22 protein-coding genes and 3 tRNA genes are annotated in these 24393 nt (G+C 72.6%); 3 read left to right on the forward strand and 22 right to left on the reverse strand.

The genetic code is table 11. The features are described from left to right. Positions 1-54: 54 nt before the first annotated feature. The 11 genes from ACZ66Z_RS08665 to ACZ66Z_RS08715 form a co-directional block, all read right to left on the reverse strand. On the reverse strand, positions 55-939 hold the full coding sequence (locus tag ACZ66Z_RS08665) for a YceI family protein (protein WP_469933268.1): 885 nt from the start codon (positions 937-939) through the stop codon (positions 55-57). 98 nt (positions 940-1037) lie between these two features. Then, the gene (locus tag ACZ66Z_RS08670) at positions 1038-1847 is read right to left on the reverse strand and encodes an arylamine N-acetyltransferase family protein (RefSeq protein ID WP_469933269.1); all 810 of its coding nucleotides are present in this window, start codon (positions 1845-1847) and stop codon (positions 1038-1040) included. Between the two features lie 49 nt (positions 1848-1896). Continuing rightward, positions 1897-3171, reverse strand: coding sequence for an MFS transporter (locus tag ACZ66Z_RS08675; RefSeq protein ID WP_469933270.1), 1275 nt, complete (start codon positions 3169-3171; stop codon positions 1897-1899). A 5-nt stretch (positions 3172-3176) separates the two neighbouring features. Next, on the reverse strand, positions 3177-3797 hold the full coding sequence (locus ACZ66Z_RS08680; RefSeq protein WP_469933271.1) for a winged helix-turn-helix domain-containing protein: 621 nt from the start codon (positions 3795-3797) through the stop codon (positions 3177-3179). 43 nt (positions 3798-3840) lie between these two features. After that, positions 3841-6387 carry a ComEC/Rec2 family competence protein gene (locus ACZ66Z_RS08685; RefSeq protein ID WP_469933272.1) on the reverse strand — a complete coding sequence of 849 codons (2547 nt, stop codon included), beginning with the start codon at positions 6385-6387 and terminating at the stop codon, positions 3841-3843. Further along, positions 6384-7103 (reverse strand): ComEA family DNA-binding protein, encoded by a 720-nt coding sequence (locus ACZ66Z_RS08690; protein WP_469933273.1) that lies wholly within the window; start codon positions 7101-7103, stop codon positions 6384-6386. Before ACZ66Z_RS08690 ends, ACZ66Z_RS08685 begins: the two co-directional genes overlap by 4 nt. A gap of 458 nt (positions 7104-7561) precedes the next feature. Continuing rightward, positions 7562-8407 carry a DegV family protein gene (locus ACZ66Z_RS08695; protein WP_469933274.1) on the reverse strand — a complete coding sequence of 282 codons (846 nt, stop codon included), beginning with the start codon at positions 8405-8407 and terminating at the stop codon, positions 7562-7564. Positions 8408-8566: 159 nt separating this feature from the next. Continuing rightward, positions 8567-9328, reverse strand: a complete 762-nt coding sequence (locus ACZ66Z_RS08700; RefSeq protein WP_469933275.1) for a hypothetical protein — start codon at positions 9326-9328, stop codon at positions 8567-8569. Positions 9329-9451: 123 nt separating this feature from the next. Continuing rightward, on the reverse strand, positions 9452-12325 hold the full coding sequence (leuS, locus tag ACZ66Z_RS08705) for a leucine--tRNA ligase (RefSeq protein WP_469933276.1): 2874 nt from the start codon (positions 12323-12325) through the stop codon (positions 9452-9454). 298 nt (positions 12326-12623) lie between these two features. After that, a tRNA-Ala gene (locus tag ACZ66Z_RS08710) sits at positions 12624-12696 on the reverse strand. Between the two features lie 72 nt (positions 12697-12768). Beyond that, positions 12769-12841: transfer RNA gene (locus tag ACZ66Z_RS08715), tRNA-Ala, on the reverse strand. 122 nt (positions 12842-12963) lie between these two features. On the opposite strand from ACZ66Z_RS08715, the gene ACZ66Z_RS08720 reads away from it, so the two are divergent. After that, positions 12964-14184, forward strand: a complete 1221-nt coding sequence (locus tag ACZ66Z_RS08720; protein WP_469933277.1) for a glycosyltransferase 87 family protein — start codon at positions 12964-12966, stop codon at positions 14182-14184. On the opposite strand, the gene ACZ66Z_RS08725 is transcribed toward ACZ66Z_RS08720, so the two are convergent. Both ACZ66Z_RS08725 and ACZ66Z_RS08730 read right to left on the reverse strand, forming a co-directional pair. After that, entirely contained in the window at positions 14163-14396 is a 234-nt protein-coding gene (locus ACZ66Z_RS08725) for a hypothetical protein (protein ID WP_469933278.1), read from the reverse strand. The genes ACZ66Z_RS08720 and ACZ66Z_RS08725 overlap by 22 nt on opposite strands. Positions 14397-14467: 71 nt before the next feature. After that, a complete protein-coding gene (locus ACZ66Z_RS08730; RefSeq protein WP_469933279.1) occupies positions 14468-15967 on the reverse strand; it encodes an MFS transporter in 1500 nt (499 codons plus the stop codon). A 101-nt stretch (positions 15968-16068) separates the two neighbouring features. On the opposite strand from ACZ66Z_RS08730, the gene ACZ66Z_RS08735 reads away from it, so the two are divergent. After that, positions 16069-16950 (forward strand): helix-turn-helix transcriptional regulator, encoded by an 882-nt coding sequence (locus ACZ66Z_RS08735; protein WP_469933280.1) that lies wholly within the window; start codon positions 16069-16071, stop codon positions 16948-16950. Between the two features lie 47 nt (positions 16951-16997). Here ACZ66Z_RS08735 and ACZ66Z_RS08740 read toward each other — a convergent pair. The 7 genes from ACZ66Z_RS08740 to ACZ66Z_RS08770 all read right to left on the reverse strand — a co-directional run bounded on the left by ACZ66Z_RS08740 (position 16998) and on the right by ACZ66Z_RS08770 (position 21281). Then, positions 16998-17070: transfer RNA gene (locus ACZ66Z_RS08740), tRNA-Ala, on the reverse strand. 95 nt (positions 17071-17165) lie between these two features. Next, on the reverse strand, positions 17166-17819 hold the full coding sequence (locus ACZ66Z_RS08745; RefSeq protein ID WP_469933552.1) for a histidine phosphatase family protein: 654 nt from the start codon (positions 17817-17819) through the stop codon (positions 17166-17168). Next, positions 17816-18280, reverse strand: a complete 465-nt coding sequence (gene rsfS / locus ACZ66Z_RS08750) for a ribosome silencing factor (protein ID WP_469933281.1) — start codon at positions 18278-18280, stop codon at positions 17816-17818. Before rsfS ends, ACZ66Z_RS08745 begins: the two co-directional genes overlap by 4 nt. Positions 18281-18364: 84 nt before the next feature. Then, positions 18365-20083 (reverse strand): LCP family protein, encoded by a 1719-nt coding sequence (locus ACZ66Z_RS08755; protein WP_469933282.1) that lies wholly within the window; start codon positions 20081-20083, stop codon positions 18365-18367. 19 nt (positions 20084-20102) lie between these two features. Continuing rightward, entirely contained in the window at positions 20103-20723 is a 621-nt protein-coding gene (gene nadD, locus ACZ66Z_RS08760) for a nicotinate-nucleotide adenylyltransferase (RefSeq protein WP_356905311.1), read from the reverse strand. Between the two features lie 52 nt (positions 20724-20775). After that, a complete protein-coding gene (locus ACZ66Z_RS08765; protein ID WP_185893249.1) occupies positions 20776-20937 on the reverse strand; it encodes a hypothetical protein in 162 nt (53 codons plus the stop codon). 83 nt (positions 20938-21020) lie between these two features. Continuing rightward, on the reverse strand, positions 21021-21281 hold the full coding sequence (locus tag ACZ66Z_RS08770; RefSeq protein ID WP_469933570.1) for a hypothetical protein: 261 nt from the start codon (positions 21279-21281) through the stop codon (positions 21021-21023). A 128-nt stretch (positions 21282-21409) separates the two neighbouring features. On the opposite strand from ACZ66Z_RS08770, the gene ACZ66Z_RS08775 reads away from it, so the two are divergent. After that, entirely contained in the window at positions 21410-22552 is a 1143-nt protein-coding gene (locus tag ACZ66Z_RS08775; RefSeq protein ID WP_469933283.1) for a M48 family metallopeptidase, read from the forward strand. On the opposite strand, the gene ACZ66Z_RS08780 is transcribed toward ACZ66Z_RS08775, so the two are convergent. Together ACZ66Z_RS08780 and ACZ66Z_RS08785 are read right to left on the reverse strand one after the other, a co-directional pair. Further along, on the reverse strand, positions 22537-23619 hold the full coding sequence (locus ACZ66Z_RS08780) for an SCO2583 family membrane protein (RefSeq protein WP_469933284.1): 1083 nt from the start codon (positions 23617-23619) through the stop codon (positions 22537-22539). The genes ACZ66Z_RS08775 and ACZ66Z_RS08780 overlap by 16 nt on opposite strands. Positions 23620-23752: 133 nt before the next feature. Next, a complete protein-coding gene (locus ACZ66Z_RS08785; RefSeq protein ID WP_469933285.1) occupies positions 23753-24325 on the reverse strand; it encodes an SCO2584 family spore wall biosynthesis protein in 573 nt (190 codons plus the stop codon). Between the last annotated feature and the right edge of the window lie 68 nt (positions 24326-24393).

Consider the following 24393-nt stretch of genomic DNA (forward strand, 5'->3'; position numbering starts at 1 on the left):
GTCCGACGGGGCCGACGGGGCCGCCGGGGTCGGGCGGACCTGCGGGACCGCCCGTCAGCCCTTCTTCGGGACGATCTGGACGTCCAGGTCGATGCTGATGCTGGATCCGACCGCCGCGATGCCCCGCGCGAGCAGCGTCTGCCAGGTGAGGGTGAAGTCCTCCCGGTGCAGCTCGGTGGTGGCCCGGCAGGCACCCCGGGTCTCGCCCTCCAGGCCGTTCCCGAGGCCCAGGTACTGGGTGTCGAGGGTCACCGTGCGGCTCACCCCGTGGAGGGTGAGCGCTCCGGTGACGGCCCAGCGGCTGCCGCCCCGGTGGACGAAGCGCTCGCTGAAGAACTCCAGCGTCGGGTGGGCGCCGACGTCGAGGAAGTCGCCGGAGCGCAGGTGGTCGTCGCGCATCTGCACCCCGGTGTCGATGGAGGCCGCGTCGATGACGACGTGCATCGCGGAGTGCTCCATGCGTTCGGCGATCCGGACCGCGCCCGCGAAGCCGTTGAACCGTCCGTGAATCCGGGCGAGGCCGATGTGGCGCGCCGTGAAGCCGATCTGCGAGTGCGCGGGGTCGATCTCCCAGTCGCCCGGCGCCGGGAGCTGGGGCTGGGGCGCGACCTGGAGCAGGACGTCGCCGAGGCCCCGGTGTTCGCCCTCGGCGACGACGGTGCTGGCGTGGTGGGGCGTGTAGCCCTCGGAGGTGACGGCGACCCGGTACTCGCCCGCCGGCACGGTCGCGAGGACCGTGCCGTACGGGTCGGTCTCACCGGCCAGGACCTTGCGGCCCGCCGTGTCACTGACGACGAACTCCGCCCGTCGGACGGGTTCGTGCACGGGGTCGAGCACCCGGCAGCTGAGCACGCCCGCCGAGGAGGGGACGGAGAGGCCGGCGAGCGGGCCACCGCGCGAGGCTCCCGCCGCCCGGTTCCCGAAGAGACGATCGAACATTCTTCACGCACCCCCGTGCGACTCATTCACTATGCAACGAAGTCGCATTCGATCACCGTTGGGGTGTTCGAGGCAAACGGGGCGAGTGGGGGCAAGTGTTACTCGGGGTCCGAATTGAGGATCCCGCTTCGCACGGTCGGCAGCACGTCGAGCTCGATGCCGAACAGCTCCCGGTACGCGCTCCTCACCTCGTCCTCGCCGTCGAGGACCCGCTCCTCGCGTTCGTCGCCGACGCGGGTGATCAGCTTCGGGTCGCTGAGCGTGATCCGGCCGTCCTCGGTGAGCCGGGAGCAGATGAGGGACCGCGGAAAGTGGGAGTCGGGTGAGGTCTGGTGGTACCAGGCGCCCGCCGTGAAGTCGGCGAGCTCCCGCGGCCGCCGCTCCAGCCGGTACTGCGGCTTCCCGTCCCGCAGCACGTCCAGGTCGCCTTCCGCGACCTCCACGATCCGGAAGACCCCGCCCGGGTCCTGCTGGTCGTCGCGCGCGTCGAAGGCCAGCGGGTAGTGACTGTGGTCGCCGAACCCGACGTCGGCCAGCCACCGCTCCCCCTCCACCGTCTCCACCAGCAGCGCCATGTGGTCGTACGGGATGCCCGGCTTCCCGTCCGGTCCGATGAACCGCCCCTGGAGCAGCTCGACCCCGTACCCGAGCCCCCGCAGCAGGACGGCGAACGCCGCGTTGACCTCGTAGCAGAACCCGCCCCTGCGGGCGCCGACCACCTTGTCGAGAAGCGCCTTCTCGTCGAGGACGACGGGCTCGCCGAGGTGGATCGAGAGGTTCTCGAAGGGCACGGTCCGCAGATGGAGCAGATGCAGCTCGCGCAGCGCGGCGGCGTCCGCGCGCGCCGGCCGCTCCGCACCGATGCGGCGCAGGTAGGCGTCGATGGCGGCAGGTTCGTGTGTGGTCATACCGGCAGTCTGCCCTTCCCTCGGCTCCTCTCCTGTTCTCTGTCCTTCTCTATCCGACGGACACTGATCTCCCGTCCTCGACGGTTTCCTTGACGGGCAGTTCCCGCATCTTCGGCAGGGGCGAGGGCAGCAGCCAGAGCACGGCGAGGACGGCCCCGGCGGTGGCGATCCACAGCGTGGGGCGCAGTCCGATCGCGGTGCCGAGCAGGCCCCCGACGAGTGCGCCGAGCGGACGGAAGCCGTGGTTGAGCGTCCGGTACGCGCCCATGACCCTGGCCCGTACGGCGTCGGGTATCAGCGCCATCTGGAACGATCCCGCGGCGATGTCGGCGAACATCACCCCGAGGCAGGAGAGGAACTCCGCGACGAACAGCACGCCCGCCACCCACGGAAGCGGTCCGCCCGCCAGGGGCACCAGGAGCAGGGGGAGGGTGAATCCGAGGAAGCCGGCGACGAGCGAGGCGCCGACGCCGATCCGCCGGACGACCGCCCCGCACCACACCGCCCCGAGGAGACCGCCCACGGCCCCGGCCGCGAGCACGAGGCCGAGCAGGCCCGCGCCGAGGCCGAGCTCTGCGGTCGCGTAGAGCACGAAGATCGTGCTGAACATGTAGGTGAAGAACTGGATCGTGCCGGAGGCCGCGAACAGCGCGCGCATCGAACGCTCCCGCACCACCCAGCGCAGCCCCTCGGTGAAGTGCCCCTTGGCCACGGGCGCCGGCGCGGGCTCGACCGGTTCGATCCGGGCCAGGTACCCGGCCGACACCAGATAGGTGAGCGCGTCCGCGACGAGCGCGAAGGGTGCGGTGAGGAACTGCACGAGCAGTCCTCCGACCCCCGGCCCGGCGAGCCAGGCCGCCGAACGGCTCCCGTTCACCAACGAGTTCGCCTGGACGTAGCGCTCGGCGGGGACGAGTGCGACGAACAGCGTGACGTTGCAGACCTCGAAGAGCACGGTGAGCGCGCCGATCCCGAAGGCCACCGCGTACAACTGGCCGAGCGTGAGCGCGTCCAGCGCGTAGGCGACGGGCAGGGTGAGGATGAGCGCCGCCCGTCCGAGGTCGGCCGCGATCATGGCGCGCCGGCGACGGGCCTGCCGGTCGGCCCAGGCGCCGAGCGGCAGGTTGAGCAGGAGGGCGGGCAGGAGCTCGGCGGCCTTGAGGAGGCCCATCGCCGTGGCGTCGGCGCCGAGCACCAGGACGGCCGCGAGCGGGATCGCGATGAGGGAGATCTGGTCGCCGGCGAGGGAGACGGTCTGCCCGGTCCAGTAACGGCGGAAGGTCCGCTCGCGCAACAGCGCCGGTATGCGTTCCACGAGGGCCATCTCGTTCATTCCTCTTCGTCGTCGGGGATTTCCTGGTCCAGGTGGGCGATTCGCAGGATGCTGACGGGCCGGGCGCCCTCGGGCCTGAGGGACGGGTCGGAGGTGCGGGCCTCGTAGGGCCGGAGCAGCTCGTCGATCCGTTCGCCGAGGCCGGTCAGCTCCTCGGGGGTGAGGTGGAGCAGGGAGTCGCCGAACCCCTCCGCCTCCCGCCACTCCTTCGGCAACCGGTGCCGGTTCTCCAGCGCTCGGGTGACCCGCTCGAAGTAGCGCTCGATGACAGCGGCGCTCAGCGCGTCGGCCGCCTCGGCGACCGTCGCGTCCTCGCTGTGGTCCGGCCACTCCGTGTACCGGGCCGTGGCCCGCCAGGGCTTCTCCCGCCCCCGTCCGCCGGGCGCCTCCTCCACCAGTCCGTACTTGGCGAGCATCCGCAGGTGGTAGGAGCAGCTGGCCACGGATTCGCCCGTCAGCTCGGCGGCCCGGGTCGCGGTGAACGGCCCGCTGCTGCGCAGCAGCCCCACCAACGACATTCGCAGCGGATGGGCGTAGGCCCGCAGGGCGCGCGGGTCGGTGAGTCGGATGCTGCGGGGCTGCTCGCCCCCGGTCTGAGCCTCTCTGTTCTCCGGCATGATGAAAAGATATCTTTAGAAAGATTCCTTTACAAGGATTTCTTCACAAGCCCCCGACCGCCTCACCCCCTCCCGGCACGGCCACGAGGCCGCGCCCCGCCCCCACCACCGCGACGGCCCCGTCCCGGTCGGTCCGCAGCACCCGCGCGCCGCCCGCCCTCAGCGCTTCCAGCGTCCGGGGCGAGGGATGGCCGTACGGGTTGTCGCGCCCCACCGAGACGAGCGCCAGCCTCGGCCGCACCACCCGCATCAGACCGGGGTCCTGGTGCGCGGAACCGTGATGGGCGACCTTGAGCACGTCCACCGACCCGAGCCCCGGATGCACCCCCGCCAGCGCCCGCTGGGCCGGCGGTTCGAGATCCCCGAGGAGCAGCAGGCTCAGCCCTCCGGCGGCACGGACGAGCAGCGTGACGCTGGCGTCGTTGGGCCCCTCGACGTTCGCCCCGGCGGCATCGCCCCCTACGGCCCCGGTCCACGGCCAGAGCACCCGCCACTCCAGGGCACCGATCCTCCGCCGCTCACCCGGCCCCGCACGGATCAGCGGCACTCCCGCCGCGGCCGCGGTCCGCCGCACGAACGCCGCCTGCCCCGGCGGCTCTTCGAGCCCCGTGACCTGGATCGCGCCCACCGCCCTGCCCCTCAGCACGCCGGGGAGACCGGCCACATGGTCGGCGTGGAAGTGGGTGAGCACCACCAACGGCACTCTCCGCACCCCGAGTTCGCGCAGGCAGCGGTCCACCGGCACGGGGTCGGGGCCCGCGTCCACCACGACGGCGGAATCCCCGCCCGCCGCGAGCACCGTCGCGTCCCCCTGCCCGACCTGGCACATCGCGAACACCCAGCCCGGCGGCGGCCACCCCGTGACCCACCGGGCCAACGGCGCCGGCCGCACCACCACGAGCAGGAGCAGCCCGGCGACGAGCGCGCCGACCACGCCCCGGTACGGCAGCCTCCGCATCCCGAGCACCACCAGCGCCGTGAGCAACGCCAGCACGAGGCCGCCCCACCACCCGCCGGGCCAGGCCAGCTCGGCCCCCGGCAGCGCGGCGCCCGTACGGGCCACCCCCGCGAGCCACCCGGCCGGCCATCCCGCCACCCACGCCAGTCCCTCCGCCGCGGGCATCCAGACCGCAGCCAGGGCGAGCGTGGCGAACCCGCACACCGTCGCCAGTGCCACCGCGAGCTCGGCGAGGAGGTTCGCCGGCACGGCGACCAGGCTCACCCGGGCGGCGAACACCACCACGACCGGCGCGCACACCGCCTGCGCCGCCAGGGCCGCGCCCAGCGCCTCCGCCACCCGCCCGGGCACCCCGCGCCGCCGCAGCGCCTCGCTCCAGCGCGGGGCGATCGTCAGCAGCGCCCCGGTCGCCAGGACCGAGAGGAGAAAGCCGTAACTCCGGGCGAGCCAGGGGTCGTAGAGCACCAGGACGAGGACGGCGGCGGCCAGCGCGGGGATCAGCGACCTCCGGCGTCCGGTGCCGATCGCGAGCAGCGCGACCAGACCGCAGGCCGCGGCGCGCAGCACGCTCGGGTCCGGCCTGCAGACGACCACGAACGCGAGCGTCAGTCCTCCCCCGGCCAGCGCCGTGACCCGCAGCGACAGCCCGATCCGTGGCGCGAGCCCGCCCCTCTCCACCTGGTGCGCCCGCCCGGGCCGTCCGATGAGCAGCAGCAACACCACTGTGAGGTTGCTGCCGGAGACAGCCAAAAGGTGGGTGAGGTCGGTCGCCTCGAACGCGTCCCTCAGCTCGGGACCGATCCTGGAGGTGTCCCCCACGACGAGCCCGGGCAACAGGGCCCTTGCGTCCGGATCGAGCTTGGCGGTCGCCTCCCGCAACCCGGCGCGCAGGTCCCCCGCCGTCCGCTGCAGGACGCTCGGCGGACCGACGACCCTCGGGGGGCCGGCCCCGTCGACCTTGACCACCGCCGCGAAGGGCTCACCGGGTCGCAGCGGCGGCGCGAGCCGGCCCCCGACCCGCAGCCGGGTGGTGGGGAGGAGGCGCAGCCACTCCTCCCGCCCCTCCCCCGACGGCACGATCAGCAGGACCGGCGTCCGGGTCCGGTGGACCGAGCCGTCCGACCGCTCGACCCGGATCACCTCGCCGTCCAGGACGATCGAGACCGGCGCCATCGCGTTGCCCCGGACCTTGGGCCGGGTGAGGCGTGGGTCGGAGGTCACCGCCACCTCCAGCCGCGCCCGCGCGTACTCCCGCGCCAGCTCCGGCACGGGGCCCCGCCGCAGATCCGCCGCGTGCAGCCCTGCCGAGGCGGTTCCGGCCGCCGCGCAGAGCAACACCCCGGCCCACGCGGTCGCCCGTAACCGCCGCCCCGACGCGGTCCCCGGCACGGCAACCCCACGACCACCACCCGGGCCCCCGCGCCGGCCCCTCCCCCGCACCAGCAGGATCAGGGCTCCCACCAGGCAGACCGTGACGCCGGCCACCGCCCACCACCCGGTGGCGCCCACGGCCCAGGCCGCCGCCGCCCAGGCCGCGCCCGCGAGGGGAACGAGGCGGAGATCGGCCGGCCCCTCCTGCCACGACGACCGTCCCGCGTCGCGCTCCCCACCGGTTTCCTCGTCCGGCTTCACGGCCGGACCAACGGCTCGAGGTCGGCGAACCGACGTTCGCCGATGCCGTTGACCTCCCGCAGTTCCGCGACCGACCGGAAGCCGCCGTGCTCCGTCCGGTGGTCGACGATGTGCCGGGCGAGCACGGGCCCCACGCCCGGGAGGCCGTCGAGTTGTTCCGCCGTGGCCGTGTTGAGGCTCAACGGCACCCCCGGCGCACCGCCTCCGGCGCCACCGCCCAGATCGGCCCCGGCCGCCGGCGCCCCCGGCAGGCCGACCAGGATCTGCTCGCCGTCGAACAGGACGCGCGCCCGGTTGACCCCGGTGAGATCCGCGCCGGGCTCCGCCCCTCCCGCCGCCCGCAGGGCGTCCGCCACGCGCGAGCCGGCCGGCAGTGTCAGCACCCCCGGCCTGCGCACCTTGCCGCCGACGTCGACGACGACCCGCGTCCCGGAAGCCCCGGCTCCCCGCCCCGGCCCCGGTGCCGATCCGGCCCCTGGTGCGGCTCCCGGCTCCTCCCCCGAACCGCCCCTCGGCACGGGCACGGCTGTCATGGGAGCGGCGGCCCGGACGAGTTCGGGCGCCCGCACCGGCTCCGGCCGCCCGGTCCAGAAGTACCCGCCCGCGAGACCGGCGGCCACGAGCAGAACCGCCGTCAGCGCGGCCAGCGCCCTCGGTTCGAGCCCGCACCTGGTCTGCACCCACACCGGGGTCCGGTCACGGAGCAGCGCGGCCACCCGCTCGCGTACCCCTGGTGGAGACCCGCGCTCCGGAGCCTCCGGCGTTTCCGGCACCTCCTGAACTCCCGGCACCGACGCCGGCGGTGCGACCGTCGGTGCCACCGACGGGAACAGGGCGTCTGCCCGCCGCCGCACGGCTCCCCCGGCCGCCGCGGGGGCCTGACCGGCCCGGACGCGCCTCCGGGCACGCCCGGCGGGCGAACCACGCCCTCCGGGGCGACTGCGCCCGTCCGAACCGGGCGCCCGTCCGGGCCCGCTCGTCGGAGCGCCCGCCGAGCCCGAGGCCCTGGAAGTGGTCGATGCGATGTGTGTACGAAGAGTCATGTCCGTGACGGTAGAGATCACGGCCGGCCCGTGCGGAGATCGGCCGTCTTCCGTGGACAGGCGCTTCGCTGGGGAAAACTCCGTCACCCCTGCGAGGGACGAACGAAACCCGACCGTCGGAACGGCCGGACTCAGCGCGGCGAGACGACGACCGCGAGGAGGCCGGGGCCCGTGTGGGCGCCGATGACCGCCCCCACCTCGCTGACCTGGAGTTCCTCGATTCCCGGTACGCGCCCTTCCAGCCGGTCCGCGAGCGCGGTGGCTCGCTCCGGTGCGGAGAGGTGGTGCACGGCGATGTCGACGGCGCCGGAGCCGGCCCGCTCCACGGCGATCTCCTCCAGGCGCGCGATGGCCTTCGAGGCCGTCCGTACCTTCTCCCGCAGTTCGATCCGTCCGCCGTCGAGTTCGAGGAGCGGCTTCACCGCGAGCGCCGAGCCCAGCAGGGCCTGCGCGGTGCCGATGCGCCCGCCCCTGCGCAGATAGTCCAGGGTGTCGACGTAGAAGTAGGCGGACGTCCCCGCGGCCCGCTTCTCGGCCGCCGCGACCGCCTCGTCGGGGGAACCGCCGGCCTCCACGACCTGCGCCGCCGCGAGGGCGCAGAAGCCCAGCGCCATGCCGACCATGCGGGTGTCCACCACCCTTACGGGCACGGGGGCGTTCTTGGCCGCGAGCACGGCGGCGTCGTAGGTCCCGGAGACCTCGGCGGACAGGTGGAGCGAGACGACGCCCTGCGCACCCGCCTCGGCGGCCTTGCGGTAGGCCTCGGCGAAGACCTCGGGGCTCGGCCGCGAGGTGGTGACGGACCGGCGCTTCTGCAAGGCCTCGGCCAGCGCCTTCGCCGAGATCTCGGTGCCCTCCTCGAAGGCGCGGTCGCCGATGACGACGGTCAACGGGACCATGGTGATGGCGTGCCGCTCCCTCGTCTGGCGTGGCAGGTAGGCCGTGGAATCGGTGACGATCGCGACATGCCGGGACATGAGCGGGAGGTTACCCGCCGAGGCTCCCGCACGGCAGCCCGACCCCCCTCACCACCCCGTCCGCGTCTGGCACGGCACCGCCCGGGCCGTCCGGCCCCTCACCCGGCGCCACCCGACGTCCGGCCTCCCACCGGCGCGGCGCCCCTCGGGGCCGTACCGTCAGGTGGTGGTCTCCGGGCGGGTCGACTTCTCCCAGGGATGGGCGGTCCGGCGGGGATCGGGCGCCGTGATCGCGGACTGTTCTCCGCCGGCCCGGGGACCCGTCTCGCGAGCGGGCCGGGCGGGCTGCCCCCATCCACCGGCCGTCGCCTCGTCCACCGCTCCGGTCCCCGTCCCGGAACCGGCCGCCCTGGCCGTCCCCGGCGTGGCGTCCGGGCCCGTCCAGTGGCGCAGGGCACCCGCCTCCACGTCGATCTGGGCGCTGAGCGACGACAGGTCGTCCTCGGCGAACTTCAGCGCCCGCTCCCGGGCGGCTCGGCGCAGCGCGTCGGCCGAGCCCGTGATCCGCTCGGTCCGCGCGGCGAGTTCGGGCAGCTGGCCGGCCACCCATGCCCGGTCGGGCTCCCGCTCCAGGCGCTTGAGGTCCGTGTCCAGTTCGAGTCCATGGGCGCTGAGGCGGTGGAACAGGTCGAGCGACTCCTTCAGCGAGGCGTCCTCGTCGACCCCCGCCTGCAGCGCCTCCTGGGTGGCGCGCATCGAGGTGCGCAGCGAGAGCCGGAGCCTGGCGAGCTCGCTCGCGGTTCCGGCCTGGCCGAAGCTCTTGGCGCGCAGCGTGGTGTCCTCGACCGTGCGCCGGGCCTGGTCGATGGTGCGGTCGACCCCGCGCTTGGCGGCCTTCGCGACCTTCACGGTGACGTACACCCCGAGCGCCACGAAGGACAAGAAGAGCAGCGCCATGATCGTGATAATCGTGGCTTCCATGTGCGCCCCTCCGGCGTCCGTCGATTTCCCACGGCTGTGGTTCCTCCACGGTAAACGGAACGGGCAGGCCGAGGGTTCCATCGGAACCCCCAACCTGCCCGTAGGGGAAACCCCTGGGTGCCGCTAGCCGGCGACGATGTTGACCAGCTTCGGCGCGCGCACGATGACCTTGCGGATCTGCGCGCCGCCCAGTGCCGCGACCACGTGCGGGTCGGCCAGGGCCAGCGTCTCCAGCTCCGCGTCCGTGATCGACGGGGAGACCTCCAGGCGCGCCTTGACCTTGCCCTTGATCTGCACGACGCAGGTCACGGTCTCGTCCACGACGTACGCCGGGTCGGCGACCGGGAAGTCCTGGTGGACCACCGAGTCGGTGTGGCCCAGCTTGCGCCACAGCTCCTCGGCGATGTGCGGGGCCAGCGGGGCGACCAGCAGCACCAGCTGCTCGGCGACCGGCCGGGAGACCGCGCCACCGGACTTGGTCAGGTGGTTGTTCAGCTCGGTGATCTTGGCGATGGCCGTGTTGAAGCGCATCGCGGCCATGTCCTGCGCGACACCGTCGATCGCCTTGTGCAGGGCGCGCAGCGTGTCCTCGTCGGGCGCGGTGTCGACGACCGTGACCTCACCGGTCGCCTCGTCGACGATGTTGCGCCACAGTCGCTGCAGCAGTCGGTACTGGCCGACCACCGCGCGCGTGTCCCAGGGCCGCGACACGTCCAGCGGGCCCATCGCCATCTCGTACAGGCGCAGGGTGTCGGCGCCGTACTCGGAGCAGATCTCGTCCGGCGTGACCGCGTTCTTCAGGGACTTGCCCATCTTGCCCAGGACGCGGCTGACCTTCTCGCCCTGGTAGAAGAACGCGCCGTCCCGCTCCTCGACCTCGGCCGCCGGCACGGCGATCCCGCGCGCGTCCCGGTAGACGAAGGCCTGGATCATGCCCTGGTTGTAGAGCTTGTGGAACGGCTCGGCCGAGGAGATGTGCCCCAGGTCGAACAGCATCTTGGACCAGAAGCGCGCGTACAGCAGGTGCAGCACGGCGTGCTCGGCGCCGCCGACGTACAGGTCGACGCCGCCGGTCGGCATGCCCTCGCGCGGACCCATCCAGTACTGCTCGACGGCGGGGTCGACCAGCTTCTCGGAGTTGTTCGGGTCCAGGTAGCGCAGCTCGTACCAGCAGGAGCCGGCCCAGTTGGGCATGGTGTTGGTCTCGCGCCGGTAGCGGCGCGGACCGCGGCCGTCGCCCAGGTCCAGGGTGACGTTGACCCAGTCCTCGTTGCGGGACAGCGGGGTCTCCGGCTGGGTGTCCGCGTCGTCCGGGTCGAAGGTGCGCGGCGAGTAGTCCTCGACCTCCGGCAGCTCCAGGGGCAGCATCGACTCGGGCAGCGAGTGGGCGACGCCGTCCTCGTCGTAGACGATCGGGAAGGGCTCGCCCCAGTACCGCTGGCGGCTGAACAGCCAGTCGCGCAGGCGGAAGTTGACGGTGCCCTCGCCGATGCCCCGGTCGGCCAGCCAGGCGGTGATCTTCGCCTTGGCGTCGACGACGCCCAAGCCGTCCAGGGAGATCTCGTCGTTGGCCGAGTTGACCAGCTTCGCCTCGTACGAGGAGAAGGCGTCCTCCCAGGTCGACGGGTCGGTGCCGCGGTCGTCGCTCGGTTCCACGACGCAGCGCATCGGCAGCTCGAAGGCGCGCGCGAAGGCGAAGTCGCGGCTGTCGTGCGCCGGGACGGCCATGATCGCGCCGGTGCCGTAGCCCATCAGGACGTAGTCGGCGATGAAGACCGGGACCTGCTGCCCGCTGACCGGGTTGGTCGCGTACGCGCCGGTGAAGACGCCGGTCTTGTCCTTGGCCTCGGCCTGGCGCTCGACGTCGGACTTGGAGGCGGCCTGCTTGCGGTAGGCGTCGACGGCCTCGGAGGGGGTGGCGTGACCGCCGGTCCACACCTCGTGGGTGCCCTCGGGCCAGGCGGCCGGGACGATCTTCTCGACCAGGTCGTGCTCGGGTGCCAGGACCATGTAGGTGGCGCCGAACAGGGTGTCCTGGCGGGTGGTGAAGACGGTGATGGCTCCGGCGTCGCCGACCTGGAAGTCGACGCGGGCGCCCTCGGAGCGGCCGATCCAGTTCCGCTGCTGCAGCTTGATGGCCTCGGGCCAGTCCAGCGCGTCCAGGTCGTCCAGCAGGCGGTCCGCGTAGGCGGTGATCCGCATGTTCCACTGGCGCAGCTTGGCCTTGAAGACGGGGAAGTTGCCGCGCTCGGAGCGGCCGTCGGCGGTGACCTCCTCGTTGGCCAGGACGGTGCCCAGGCCGGGGCACCAGTTGACCGGGGCGTCGGAGGCGTACGCCAGGCGGTACTCGCCCAGGACGTCGGAGCGCTCGGCGGCGCTCAGCTCGCTCCACGCGCGCGTGCCGGGGACCTCACGGGTGCCGTTCTCGAACTGCTCGATCAGTTCGGCGATCGGCCGGGCCTTCTCGGCCTCGTCGTCGTACCAGGAGTTGAAGATCTGCAGGAAGATCCACTGGGTCCACTTGTAGTACTCCGGGTCGATCGTGGCGAACGACCGGCGCTTGTCGTGGCCCAGGCCCAGCCGGCGCAGCTGGACCTTCATGTTCTCCATGTTGGCCTCGGTGGACACACGCGGGTGCGTGCCCGTCTGCACGGCGTACTGCTCGGCCGGCAGGCCGAAGGCGTCGAAGCCCAGGGTGTGCAGCACGTTGTGGCCGGTCATGCGCGCGTGGCGGGCGAAGACGTCCGTGGCGATGTAGCCCAGCGGGTGGCCGACGTGCAGGCCCGCACCCGAGGGGTACGGGAACATGTCCATGATGAACTTCTTGGGCAGGGCGGCGACGGCGGGGTCGCCCGCCAGGTCACCGGTGGGGTTCGGCGCCTCGTAGGTTCCCTCGGCGTCCCAGAAGTCCTGCCAGCGTGCCTCGATGTCGGCGGCCATGGCCGCCGTGTAGCGATGAGGGGCCGCCGTCTCGGCGGCCGTCGTGATCTCGGTCATGGTCCTTGATGCTCCATCGATCGTCTCTGCCCACTGCCACGAACTGCCCGAAATGAAAAATCCCCTCGCACAGGAGGGGATGCCGCGCCGACTCCGACAGGGCGTCTGTCGCCCGTCGGGACTGGTCAGCGCGGCTCGGTAAGCAGGAGGCGTACGGCACGCATGGCGCCAGGGTACCGCAGGGCCCGAGCGGGCCGCACCGGCGTTCCACGGAGCGGCGGGCGAAGGACCGGGGGGGAAGAGGGACCCGCTCACGAAGAAGCGGGCCACCCGATCCGGGTGGCCCGCTTCTCTTCTGTGGAGCTAAGGAGAATTGAACTCCTGACCTCCTGCATGCCATGCAGGCGCTCTACCAACTGAGCTATAGCCCCGCGCGCGGGAATTTTCAGATCACCGCAGAACCGGTGCGAGCCATCCGGTCCGGATGGCTCGCTTCCGTTCTGTGGAGCTAAGGAGAATTGAACTCCTGACCTCCTGCATGCCATGCAGGCGCTCTACCAACTGAGCTATAGCCCCTTGTTCCGCCGTCTCCGCTTCCGTGTTCCTCGCGGCGACGGACAGAACATTAACGGCCCGCCCGGCAGATCGCCAAATCCGTTTCTCCGGCCTCTCCGGGGGCCCGGGTAGGGTCGCCGACTGTGTCCGTCTCCGTGCTCTCCCGAACCCGCGCCCGGTCGTGGCCCCTGGCCACCGCCGCGGCGGTCTGTCTGCTCTCGTTCACGGCGTTCTGGGTGGCGCAACGCCTCGCCCACGTGAACATGCTCGACGTGATGGTCTACCGGGCCGAGGGCGAGACGGTCCGGGCCGGCGGCGACCTGTACGCGATGCGCGCGACCTCGGCGAACCTCGGCATGACCTACCCGCCCTTCGCGGCGCTCCTGTTCGTCCCGCTCACCCTGGTGGGCGTCCCGCTGATGCGGACGCTCACCACGGCGGGGAACCTGCTCCTGGTGGTCGCCCTGGTGCGGCTGTCGCTCCAGCTGGTCCGCCCCTCGCTGTCGCGTACGGACCTGTGGCGCACGACGCTGTGGGCCGCCGCCGTCCTGGTCTGGTGCGAGCCGGTGTGGACGACCCTGCGGTACGGCCAGATCAACCTGCTCATAGCGGTGGCGGTGCTCTGGGACCTGACCCGCCGCGAGGGCGGGCGCCGGGCCGGCCTGGGCATCGGCCTGGCGACCGCGGTGAAGCTCACCCCGGGGCTCTTCGTGGTCCTCCTGCTCGCCGCGGGCCTGCTGCTGTGGCGCCGGGACCGGGTCATGAACCAGTGGCTGCGCACGGCGCTGACGGCGACCGGGGCGTTCCTCGGGACGACGCTGGCCGTGGCGCTCGTCCTGCCCGCGGACTCGAAGCGGTTCTGGACGGAGACCCTGTTCGAGACAGGCCGGGTCGGCTTCGCCGAGGAGACCGCCAACCAGTCGATCCGCGGGGTCCTGGCCCGGCTGATGCACACGGACGACCCGGGCATGTGGTGGGCGGTGTCGGCGGCCGTCCTGGGCGGCGCGGCGATGGTGCTCGCGGTACGGGCGGCGGTGCGCGGCGACAAGGCGGTGGCCGTGGTCGTCTGCGCGTTCACGGCGCTGATGGTCAGCCCGATCTCGTGGTCCCATCACTGGGTCTGGTGCGTGCCCCTGCTGATCCTGCTCGCGGACCGCGCCACGCGCGCGTGGCCGGTGACGGGGGCGGTGGCGCTGGCCTTCGCCTCGTTCGCGCTGTGGTGGGTCCCGCACGACCCGGGCCGCCCCGAACTGGACCAGAACGCGGGACAGATGCTGCTGTCGGCGATCTACCCCCTGACGGCGACGGCGCTGCTCGTGGGATACGCGCTGACGCTGCGGCGTCAGGCCGTCGCGAAGGAGTAGAACCGCTTGAGGGTGCAGTGCTCGTCGAGGAGCCGGCCGTAGATCGGCTCCCCCTCCAGCTCGCGATAGGTCTCGATGGGGTCGCCTTTTATGATCAGCGCCCGCGCGCACTCCTCGCACCAGTACTGGAAATCGGAATTGACGGGGTCCATGTCGCGCACGATGGGCGTACCGCTGCCGCACCAGTCGCACTTCCGCCTGTGTGCACCCATCAATCAGCTCCAGCTGTGGCCGCAGGCCGTGCACCCATAGGACACCCCGCCGTTGTCGCCGAGCACTTGGGTCACCCTCCCGTCCGGATCCTCGTCCCCCTCCGGCCGTCCGATTCTGCCATGGCCCCGCAAGAGGGTCGGCGTGATCGTCGCCGCGGTCCCGCGACGGCGCCCGCGACGGAGGCTGCGGCCAGGGCCAGGGCGGTCGCCCACAGCGCGTCGGCGGAGTCCTGAGCTCCGGAACCGGCGTACCGGCCGAGGAAGAGGGTGCCGAACGTGGCGACGCCCACGAGCTGCCCGAGCTGGGTGACGGTGGCGAGCAGCCCGCTGGCGTCGGCCGCGTCCTCGGGCCGTACGGTGGCCAGGGCGCCGGTCAGGGCCGGGCTGAAGGCCGACGAGATCCCCGCGCCGAACGCGCCCAGGGCCGGGTAGAGCTCCCAGCCGCCGGCGCCGCCCTCCGCGAGCAGCCCCCCGACGGCCAGGAGCGCCGCGGCCGCGAGCAGGAATCCGGCCGGAACCAGCGCGCGGTGCAGCCGAGCGGGCCAGCGCCGCCAGGTCAGGCCGACGGCGCCGAAGACGACGGCGGCTGGTCCGAAGGTCAGCCCGGCGCGCAGGGCGCTGTGGCCGAGCCCGCCCTGCAGGTGCAGGGTCAGGGTGAACAGGAAGCCGGCGTTGACGCCCATCGCCACGGAGATCCAGAGGACGGCCCGCCCCATCCCCGGGACGCGCAGCACGCGCGGGGCGATCAGCGGCGTGCCGCCGCGCCGGGCGAGCCGGGACTCGTGAACAGCGAAGACGACGGCGAGCAGCAGCGAACCGCCGAGGGAGAGCCAGGACCACAGCGGCCAGTCCTGTTCCTGGCCGAGCACCAGGGGGACGGTCAGCAGGGACACGGCGGCGGCGAGCAGGAGCAGACCCGGCAGGTCGAGGGCACGCGCCCGCGTGGACCCGGCGCGGGCGTCACGGGGCAGCACCCGGGCGCCGAGCGCGAGCAGGGCGATCCCGAGGGGAACGTTGACCAGGAAGACCGGCCGCCAGCCGGTGCCGAAGAGGTCGGCGCTGACCAGGACGCCGCCGACGACCTGCCCGGCGGCCGCGCCGACGGCCAGGACGGCGGAATAGGCGCTGAGCGCCCGTACCCGGCGCTCCCCCGTGAAGTTGCGCTGGATGAGGCTCAGCACCTGAGGGATCATCAGGGCCGATCCCGCGCCCTGCACCAGCCGGAAGGCGATCAACTGGCCCGTGTCCGCGGCGAGTCCGCAGGCGAGCGAGGCGGTGGTGAACAGGGCGAGGCCGCCGAGGTACGCCCGCCGGTGGCCGACCAGGTCTCCGAGGCGGGCCCCGGTGATCAGCAACACGGCGTAGGCGATGGTGTATCCGGCGATGACGAGCTGGAGCGCGCCTCCGGACGCGGAGAGCTCGGCCCGGACGGTGGGGGCGGCGACGTTGACGATGAAGACGTCGAGGAGCGCCATGAACTGGGCGGCGAGCACCACTCCGAGCAGCAGTCCGGGGCGGTTGTCGGTGGCACGGTCTTTACTGGGTGCGGGACGTGTTGCGGTCGAGGTCATGCGTCGAGCGTGACCTCGACCGGATACGGGTAACGAGAGCCCGCCGATGCTGGTACCGACACCACCTGGCAGCGGCGGCACGGGGACTCGACCATGGGGGTGTGACGATTGTGGCAGCGCTACCGACGCAGCGTCGGCGACGACCGGAACTGGCCGCGTTCCTGCGCAGCCGCCGGGCCAGGGTGACCCCGGAGGACGTGGGCATGCCGCCGGGACTCCGCCGGCGCACACCGGGGCTGCGCCGCGAGGAGGTCGCCCAGCTCTCCGGCGTCGGCGTCACCTGGTACACCTGGCTGGAGCAGGGTCGGCCGATCAACGCCTCCGCGCAGGTCCTCGACGCGGTGGCCCGCACGCTCCGGCTCGACCGGCCGGAGCGCGAGCACCTCTACCACCTGGCCGGGGTGCCGTACGCCCCGGACCGGTCGGACGCGGACGTCGCGGTGGTCAGCCCGGAGATCCAGGGGATCCTCGACGCCCTGGACCCGCTCCCCGCGGTGCTCTACAACGCGCGGTACGACGTGCTCGCGACCAACGTCCTGTACGAGCGGCTCCTGATGCGGGACGGTGAGGGCCTGGACACCGGCCCCTTCGGCATACGCAACGTCCTCTGGGCGCTCTTCACCGTGCAGGCCCCCAAGTGCCCGGTGGTCGACCGGGAGCGGGAGCTGCCGCTGATGGTGGCCCAGCTGCGGGGCGCGTACGGCCGCCACGTGGGCGAGCCCGACTGGGAGGAGTTCGTACGGCGTCTCGCGGAGACCAGTCCGGAGTTCGCCCGGCTGTGGCGCAGCGGTGACGTGGTCCCGCCGGGGACGAGGGTGAAGACCTTCCGGCACGAGCTGGCGGGCGAGGTCCGGCTGACCTCGGTCTCGCTCTCGGTCAACGGGATGCCGGAGTGCCGGATCGTGACGTACACGCCGAGCGACGAGGAGAGCCGCCGGGGGATCGAGGTCCTGCGGACCGTGGGAGGAGCGCGGGCCATGTGACGGAACGACGAATCCCGCCCCCTGGCGGGGACGGGATCCGGTGACTGTGGAGCTAAGGAGAATTGAACTCCTGACCTCCTGCATGCCATGCAGGCGCTCTACCAACTGAGCTATAGCCCCTCGTGTTCTTCGCGCTCCGCGCTGCGAACAAGAAGAACTTTAGCCTGTGACCTGCCGGAAAGCGAAATCCGGGTCCGGCAGGCCGGTCGTGGGGCTCAGTCGTCGTCGCCGAGGACCGGCTCGGGCAGCGTGCCGGCGTTGTGTTCCATCAGGCGCCAGCCGCGCGCGCCCTCGCCGAGGACCGACCAGCAGCAGTTGGAGAGCCCGCCCAGGCTCTCCCAGTGCCGGGCCTCCAGGCCCAGGAGCCGGCCGATGGTGGTGCGGATGGTGCCGCCGTGGCTGACCACGACGAGCGTGCCGTCCTCGGGGAGCTTGTCGGCGTGCTCCAGGACCACCGGGGCGGCCCGGTCGGCCACCTCGGTCTCGAGCTCGCCGCCGCCCCGGCGCACGGGCTCGCCGCGCTTCCAGGCGGCGTACTGCTCGCCGTACCGCGCGACGATCTCGTCGTGGGTCAGCCCCTGCCACTCCCCCGCGTACGTCTCGCGCAGGGCGGAGTCGTGGGCGACGGCGTGGCCGGTGAGCGACGCGAGCTCCGCGGCGGTGGCCGCCGCCCGCTTCAGGTCGGAGGCCACGATGGCGTCCGGCTTGAGCGCGGCGAGCAGCCGTGCGGCCCGGCGCGCCTGGGCGACGCCGGTCTCCGTCAGCTCGATGTCGGTCGAGCCCTGGAAGCGGCGCTCCAGGTTCCAGGAGGTCTGGCCGTGACGCCAGAGGACGATGCGGCGGCCGCTGCCGCCCTTGGTGGTGCTCAGCTCAGCTCACCGTCCGGTCCCTCGGGAAGACCGGAGCCGGCCTCGATGTCGGCGCCGGTCAGGGCGGCGTGCTCGGCGGCCTTGCCGCGGGTGCTCACGGCGTCCTCGGGCAGGTCGAGCTCGGGGCAGTCCTTCCACAGCCGCTCCAGGGCGTAGAAGACCCGCTCCTCGCTGTGCTGGACGTGGACGACGATGTCGACGTAGTCCAGGAGGATCCAGCGCGCGTCGCGGTCGCCCTCACGGCGGACCGGCTTGGCGCCGAGCTCCTTGAGCAGCCGCTCCTCGATCTCGTCGACGATCGACTTGACCTGGCGGTCGTTGGGCGCGGAGGCGAGCAGGAAGGCGTCGGTGATCGACAGCACGTCGCTGACGTCGTACGCGATGATGTCGTGCGCGAGCCGGTCGGCGGCCGCCTGGGCGGCGGTCTTGACGAGCTCGATGGAACGGTCCGTAGCGGTCACAAGCAGGCTTTCGTCGGCGGTCCAGTACCCCTCCAGGGTCTCACGGACCGCCGACGGGCCCGTCGGCGTTTTCCGGAGCGCCCCTTACCGGGGCCCCGGGACCTTGTAGTCCCGGCCCAGGACCACGGTGACCGCGATCGTCCCCGAGGGCTTGCCCTTCTCGACGGAGGAGGCGGGCAGCCCCAGCGTCTTGGCCACCTCGGTGGCCGTCGCCTTCTGGGCGTCGTCGCCGTAGAGGACCTGCGATTCCTCCCTGGCCTCCGCGTCGGCGCCGCCCACGAAGGTGAAGCCGCCGTTGATCAGGACGATCCGGGCCGCCTCGGCCGCCTTCTTGCCGGAACCGTCCCGCACCGAGACCCGGGGCACCTCGCCCGCCTCGGGGGCGGTGACCTTGCCGCCCAGGATGTCCTTCACGACGCTGTCGCTCGCGGCCTCGGTCAGCGCGCCGTCCTGCCCCACCGGGAGCAGGGCCGTCTTGTAGTCGCCGACCTTGGCGTGGTCGGCGAGCTTGGCCAGGGAGGCGGCGAGGTCCTTCTCCGGGAGCGAGGGGTCGAGGATCTGCTGGAGGGTCTCGATGGTGACCGTGGCCGCCTCGGGGTCGCTGGAGAACTTGCGCAGCACCCCGTACATGACCGCGCCGAAGCGCTGGAGCTGCTCGGCCTCGGCCTCGCCGGGCGCCCGGTAGGTGGCGTAGGCGACGGCGGCGCGGCCGTTGAGCGTCTGCTTCTCGCCCTTCCGGACCAGCGGATCGGCGCCCTTCTTGGTGTCGGGGACGTCCGTGTCGGTGTCGATCTCGATGCCGCTGACGGACTCGACGAGGTTCTCCAGGTAGGGGGTGTCCAGTCGCCAGGTGCCGGTGATCTTCGTCCCGAGGAGGTTGCCGATCGCCTCCCGGGTACCGCCGGAGCCGTCCTCGTCGACGGACTTCCCCAGGGTGGTCCCGGCTCCCTCGGCGTCGGCGACGACGACGGAGTTGGGCAGGAGGATCGTGGTGCCCTGGCGGGTGGTGGCGTTGTCCACGAGCAGGGCGGTGGAGGTGGTGCCGTTCTTGAGGTCGTGGAGGTGGACGACGATCGTGTCGCGCTGCTGCGGGCCGGTCGCGGCGCTCCCGCCCTTGCCCTCCGGGTCGGACGAACCGGGGAACAGACCCGCGGACCAGAGGTAGCCGACGCCGCCGGCGACGGCGAGCACGAGGACGACGACGAGCGCGACGATCCGGTTGCGGCCGCGCCGCCTGGCCTCCTCGCGTCGCTCCGAGCGGCTCTCGGTGAACTTGAGCCAGTCGATGACGTCCTCGGAGTCCTCGTCGGGCTCCTCGATGAACGAGAACTGTTCCGTGCGGTACGCGCGGTCGTCCTCGTCCCGCCGCGGGGCGGACCGCTCGGACGCGGGGCGCTGGCCGGGGACCCCGGCAGGCGCGGCGACGGGGGCGAAGGGCTCCGCGGGGGCCGTCGGCGCCGCCTGGACGGGCGCCTGGACGGGCGCGGGGTTCTGGACGGGCGCGGGCTCGGCCTGCGCGGCCCACTGCTGCCCGGTCCCGGTGTCGTACGACGGGTAGGCGTAGCCCTGCTGCCCGTAGGGGTCGTACTGCGGGGGCAGCCCCGGGTCCTGGACGGGCGGCTGCTGGGCGTACGGGTCGTAGCCGTACGCCTGTTGCGGCTGCTGCTGGCCGGCGTACGGGTCGTAGTGCTGTGCGGGCTGCTGCTGTGCCTGCTGCTGGTACACCGGCTGCCCGTACTCGTCGTAGCCGATGATCTGCGGCTGCGGATAGTACGGGTCGTACGGGTGCTGCTGATCGTTCACCGGTGCCCCTCCCCGAAGCTCACTCGCCGCGGTACAGCTGGCGCTTGTCGATGTAGCGCACCACGCCGTCCGGGACCAGGTACCAGACGGGATCGCCCTGCGCGACCCTCACCCGGCAGTCGGTGGAGGAGATGGCGAGTGCGGGGATCTCGACGAGCGAGACCCCGCCCTTGGGCAGTCCGTCGTCGGTGAGGTCGTGACCCGGTCGGGTGACGCCGATGAAGTGGGCGAGCGAGAAGAGCTCCTCGGCGTCGCGCCAGGTGAGGATCTGCGACAGCGCGTCGGCCCCCGTGATGAAGAACAGGTCCGAGTCGCTGTTGAGAGACCGCAGGTCCCGCAGGGTGTCGATGGTGTAGGTCGCGCCGCCGCGGTCGATGTCGATCCGGCTCACGGAGAACTGCGGGTTGGACGCCGTGGCGATGACCGTCATCAGATAGCGGTCCTCGGCCGCGGACACGACCTTGTGGCTCTTCTGCCACGGCTCCCCGGTCGGTACGAACACCACCTCGTCCAGGTGGAACAGGGCGGCGACCTCGCTGGCCGCCACCAGGTGTCCGTGGTGGATCGGGTCGAAGGTTCCGCCCATCACGCCGAGTCGGCGCTTGCCGCGCCCGCCAGTAGGCACTTCCTGCTCTCCCATGCGTGCAGAGCCTACTGGCACGGCGGCGGACGCCGGATCAGCGGTCTCCGGTTCAGCGGTCGCGGTTGAAGCGGGTCGTGATCCACAGCAGCAGGAGCAGGGCGCCGAAGGCACCGAAGCCGGTGAGGTAGGGGCTGAGGCTTTCGTGGTTGCCGCCGTGCTCGGCGCCCTCGGCGAGGGTGACCAGGTGGGCGGCGGTGCTGTGGAGGCTCATCTTCGGCAGACCTATCGATCGGGAATGGGAGCGGAGACTTCGCGCACATCGTATGCGGGCGGTCGCGGCGCGCTCACGCCGACTCAGGCGTTGGCGTCGCGGCCCGTACGGTCGTCGTCGGCGGCGGTGGTGGCGGTGGTGGCGGCAGTGCCGGCGGCGTCGTGGGCGCCGGCGGTGTCGTCGGTGTCGTCGGTGTCGTCGGTGCGATACCCGCGCAGCAGGAACCAGGCGAGCAGGGCCGCACCCACGATCGAGGCGAGCAGCAGGATCCGGAGCGTGTCGCCCGGCCCCTCCTGCGCGGCGGCCGCGAGCAGCGCGGCTGCGGCGTCGGCGGTGTCCGGCATGTCGGTCGTGCCCTTCGGTCGTCCTCGGTGTCCTGGTTATCCACAGGCTCCGGCACACGGTAGCGCCACCGCCTACGCTGGGCTCAGTCAGGGGGACGAGCACCGACTCGTACGAACAGGGGGCATCCATGACCGAGAACGACCAGGGGAACGTGCCGAACAGGCAGCGGAAGCGGTTCCCCGGCATTTCCTCGCGGGCCTACGAGCATCCGGCCGACCGCTCGGCCCTCGTGGCGCTGCGGAAGCTCAGCGGCTTCGACACGGCCTTCAAGGCGCTCAGCGGACTGCTGCCGGAGCGCAGTCTGCGACTCCTCTACCTCTCGGACTCCGTCCGGGTGAGCGACGCCCAGTTCAGCCACCTCAACGACATGCTGAGGGACGCCTGTTACATCCTGGACCTGGAGAAGGTCCCGCCGATGTACGTCACCCAGGAACCGAAGCCCAACGCGATGTGCATCGGTCTGGACGAGCCGATCATCGTGGTCACCACCGGTCTGGTGGAGCTCCTCGACGAGGAGGAGATGCGGGCGGTCGTCGGCCATGAGGTCGGGCACGCGCTCTCCGGCCACTCCGTGTACCGCACGGTCCTGCTCTTCCTCACCAACCTCGCGCTCAAGATCGCCTGGATCCCGCTGGGCACGGTCGCGATCACGGCCATCGTGACGGCGCTGCGCGAGTGGTTCCGCAAGTCGGAGCTCTCCGCCGACCGGGCCGGCCTCCTCGTCGGCCAGGACGTGCGGGCCTCGATGCGCGGCCTGATGAAGATCGCCGGCGGCAACCACCTGCACGAGATGAACGTGGACGCGTTCCTCGCCCAGGCCGACGAGTACGAGAAGGCCGGGGACCTGCGGGACTCGGTCCTGAAGATCCTCAACGTGCTGCCGCGCTCGCACCCCTTCACCACCGTCCGGGCGTCGGAGCTGAAGAAGTGGTCGGAGAGCCGCGACTTCCAGCGGATCATGGACGGGCACTACCCGAAGCGCTCGGAGGACAAGGACACCTCGGTCACGGACTCCTTCCGCGAGTCGGCCGGGCACTACGCCGACACGGTGCGGACCAGCAAGGATCCCCTGATGAAGCTGGTCGGGGACATAGCCGGCGGCGCCGGTGACCTGGCGGGCGACCTGGGCGGACGGCTGCGCAACCGGTTCGGCGGCGGCCCGGGCCAGAAGCCGGACGGCGGACCCGCCGGGGACGGCAAGGGCGCCGGAGGCGAGGCCGGGAACGGGACGGCGGGCGACGGGGCCGGGGACGGTCAGAGCGAGGGCTGAGCGCTCGGCGCCAGGGCTCCGCACAGGGCGGGGGCGGCGGGCCGGGCGGTGGCGTACGGATCGGTGACCGCCGGGCCGTCACCCGCGTCCGGGGTCCGCGCTCCCGCCAGGAGCGGCTTCAGGGAGCCCGTGGTGTCGGCGCCGCACGCCTGCGGACCCGCCTCGACCGTGCTGGTCATCAGCTCGGCGCGGTGCATCCGCAGGTCCTCGCGGTCGAAGCGGAAGTGCACCACGCGGTGGACCGTGAAGAGGGACGCCGCCACGACCGGACCCGCGCCCCGGACGGCCGGGCGGAGGGCGTAGGTGTACGTGTGGTCCGCGGTGACGTCCAGCGTGTCGGGACCGGTCTCCTCGAAGCGGAGGGTGCCCTGCACGCGGGCGGCGGGATCCGCGAGGGCCACCTGCCGGGGGTCGAAGCGGACCAGCCAGCCCGCGAGGGCGTGCCGGCCGTCGTCGGCGGGGGACTCGACGCTCCGGTCGAACTGCTCCAACTGGTCCGGGTCGAGCAGCAGGCGCGCGGGCCGGACGGTCGCCCCGGACAGGACGTCCGGCTCCAGGGCGGAGGCCACCAGGTAGTCCTTGGCGATGCTGAGCCCGGTGACGACCTGGCTCTCGGCGAAGTGGGAGGTGCGTCCGGCGACGGGCAGGTTGATGCCGGCGGCCCCTGTGCGGTACTGGGCGGCCGGGCTGTGGGCGAAGAGCTGGGCGGGCGTGCCGCCCGGGACGGGGCCCCGGGGGGCGAGCGGGACCACGGTGGTCCGCAGGGGCTCCGCCCGCTGGTCGACGGGGGGCAGGTACGGGTTGCGGACGCCCAGGTAGATGGCGGTGCCGAAGGCGAGGAGGACCAGCAGGACCAGCAGGACCGCCTGGCGGGAGCCGCTCCGGCTCTCCCAGGAGGAGCGGCTCCGGACGGCCTGGGCGTGCCCGCCCATCCGCTCCTGCGCGGAGAACTCCTGGAGGTGGGCAGCACGGATGAACGCCTCGTCGAAGACGACGGATCGGTACTCGTCCTCACCGCCGGGGAACCCCTCGGGCGTCCCCTCAGGCGGGTCGCCACGCCCTGCCATACCTTCAGGGTAGGTCCGCGCGGGCTTCGGTAAACGCCCAGGTACACGACAAGTTCGGAAGAATTCCGCCGTCAGGGTGGATCGGGGGCCGCGGAACGCCCGACGGACCGAGACAGGTGGGGCCTCGGGACGCCTAGCGGGCCGAGACCGGTCGGGCCTCGGGAGCGGAGACGGGGGCCTGGGCGGCCGGAGGGGCCGGGTTGGGGTTCGGCGTGTCGACACCGGTGGTGGCCGGCGGCGGCACCTGGTCCTCGTGGTTGGCGGCGGCGCCCCGGTAGACGGCGCTGAAGGCGAGGGCGACCATGCCGACGCCCATGACGAGGGCGAGGACCCAGGCGACGGGCCGGAGCCAGCGGGCGCGGCCCCGGTAGGGGCGCAGGGCCCCGCCGTGGCGGCCGTAGGGGCTGGCGTCGTCACCGATGTCGTCGGGCTCGTAGGTGAGGCCGAAGGGGCCGTGGCCGTCCTCGTGGGGGTCGTCCTCGACGGATCCGCCGCCGGCGCGGGCGCGGGCCGCCTCGGCCTCGGCACGGGCCTGGGCTGCGGCGAGGAGCCGCTCGACCGCCGTGGGCTCGTGGATGGCGGCGGACCTGACGAAGTCCTCGTCGAAGACCACGTCGGCCCAGACCTCGTCGGCGCCTCCGCGGTCGACAGCGTCCTCGGGGTCCCCGCCGTCCTGGAACGGCTTGCCCCCCACGTCGTCCGGCACGGATTCAGAGTAGACCCGCGAGGTGGTTTTGGGCAGGGAGAGTGCGAAGCCTCCCCGCCCGTCCCTCA

It is taken from the genome of Streptomyces sp. NPDC107498 (genome assembly GCF_055582805.1).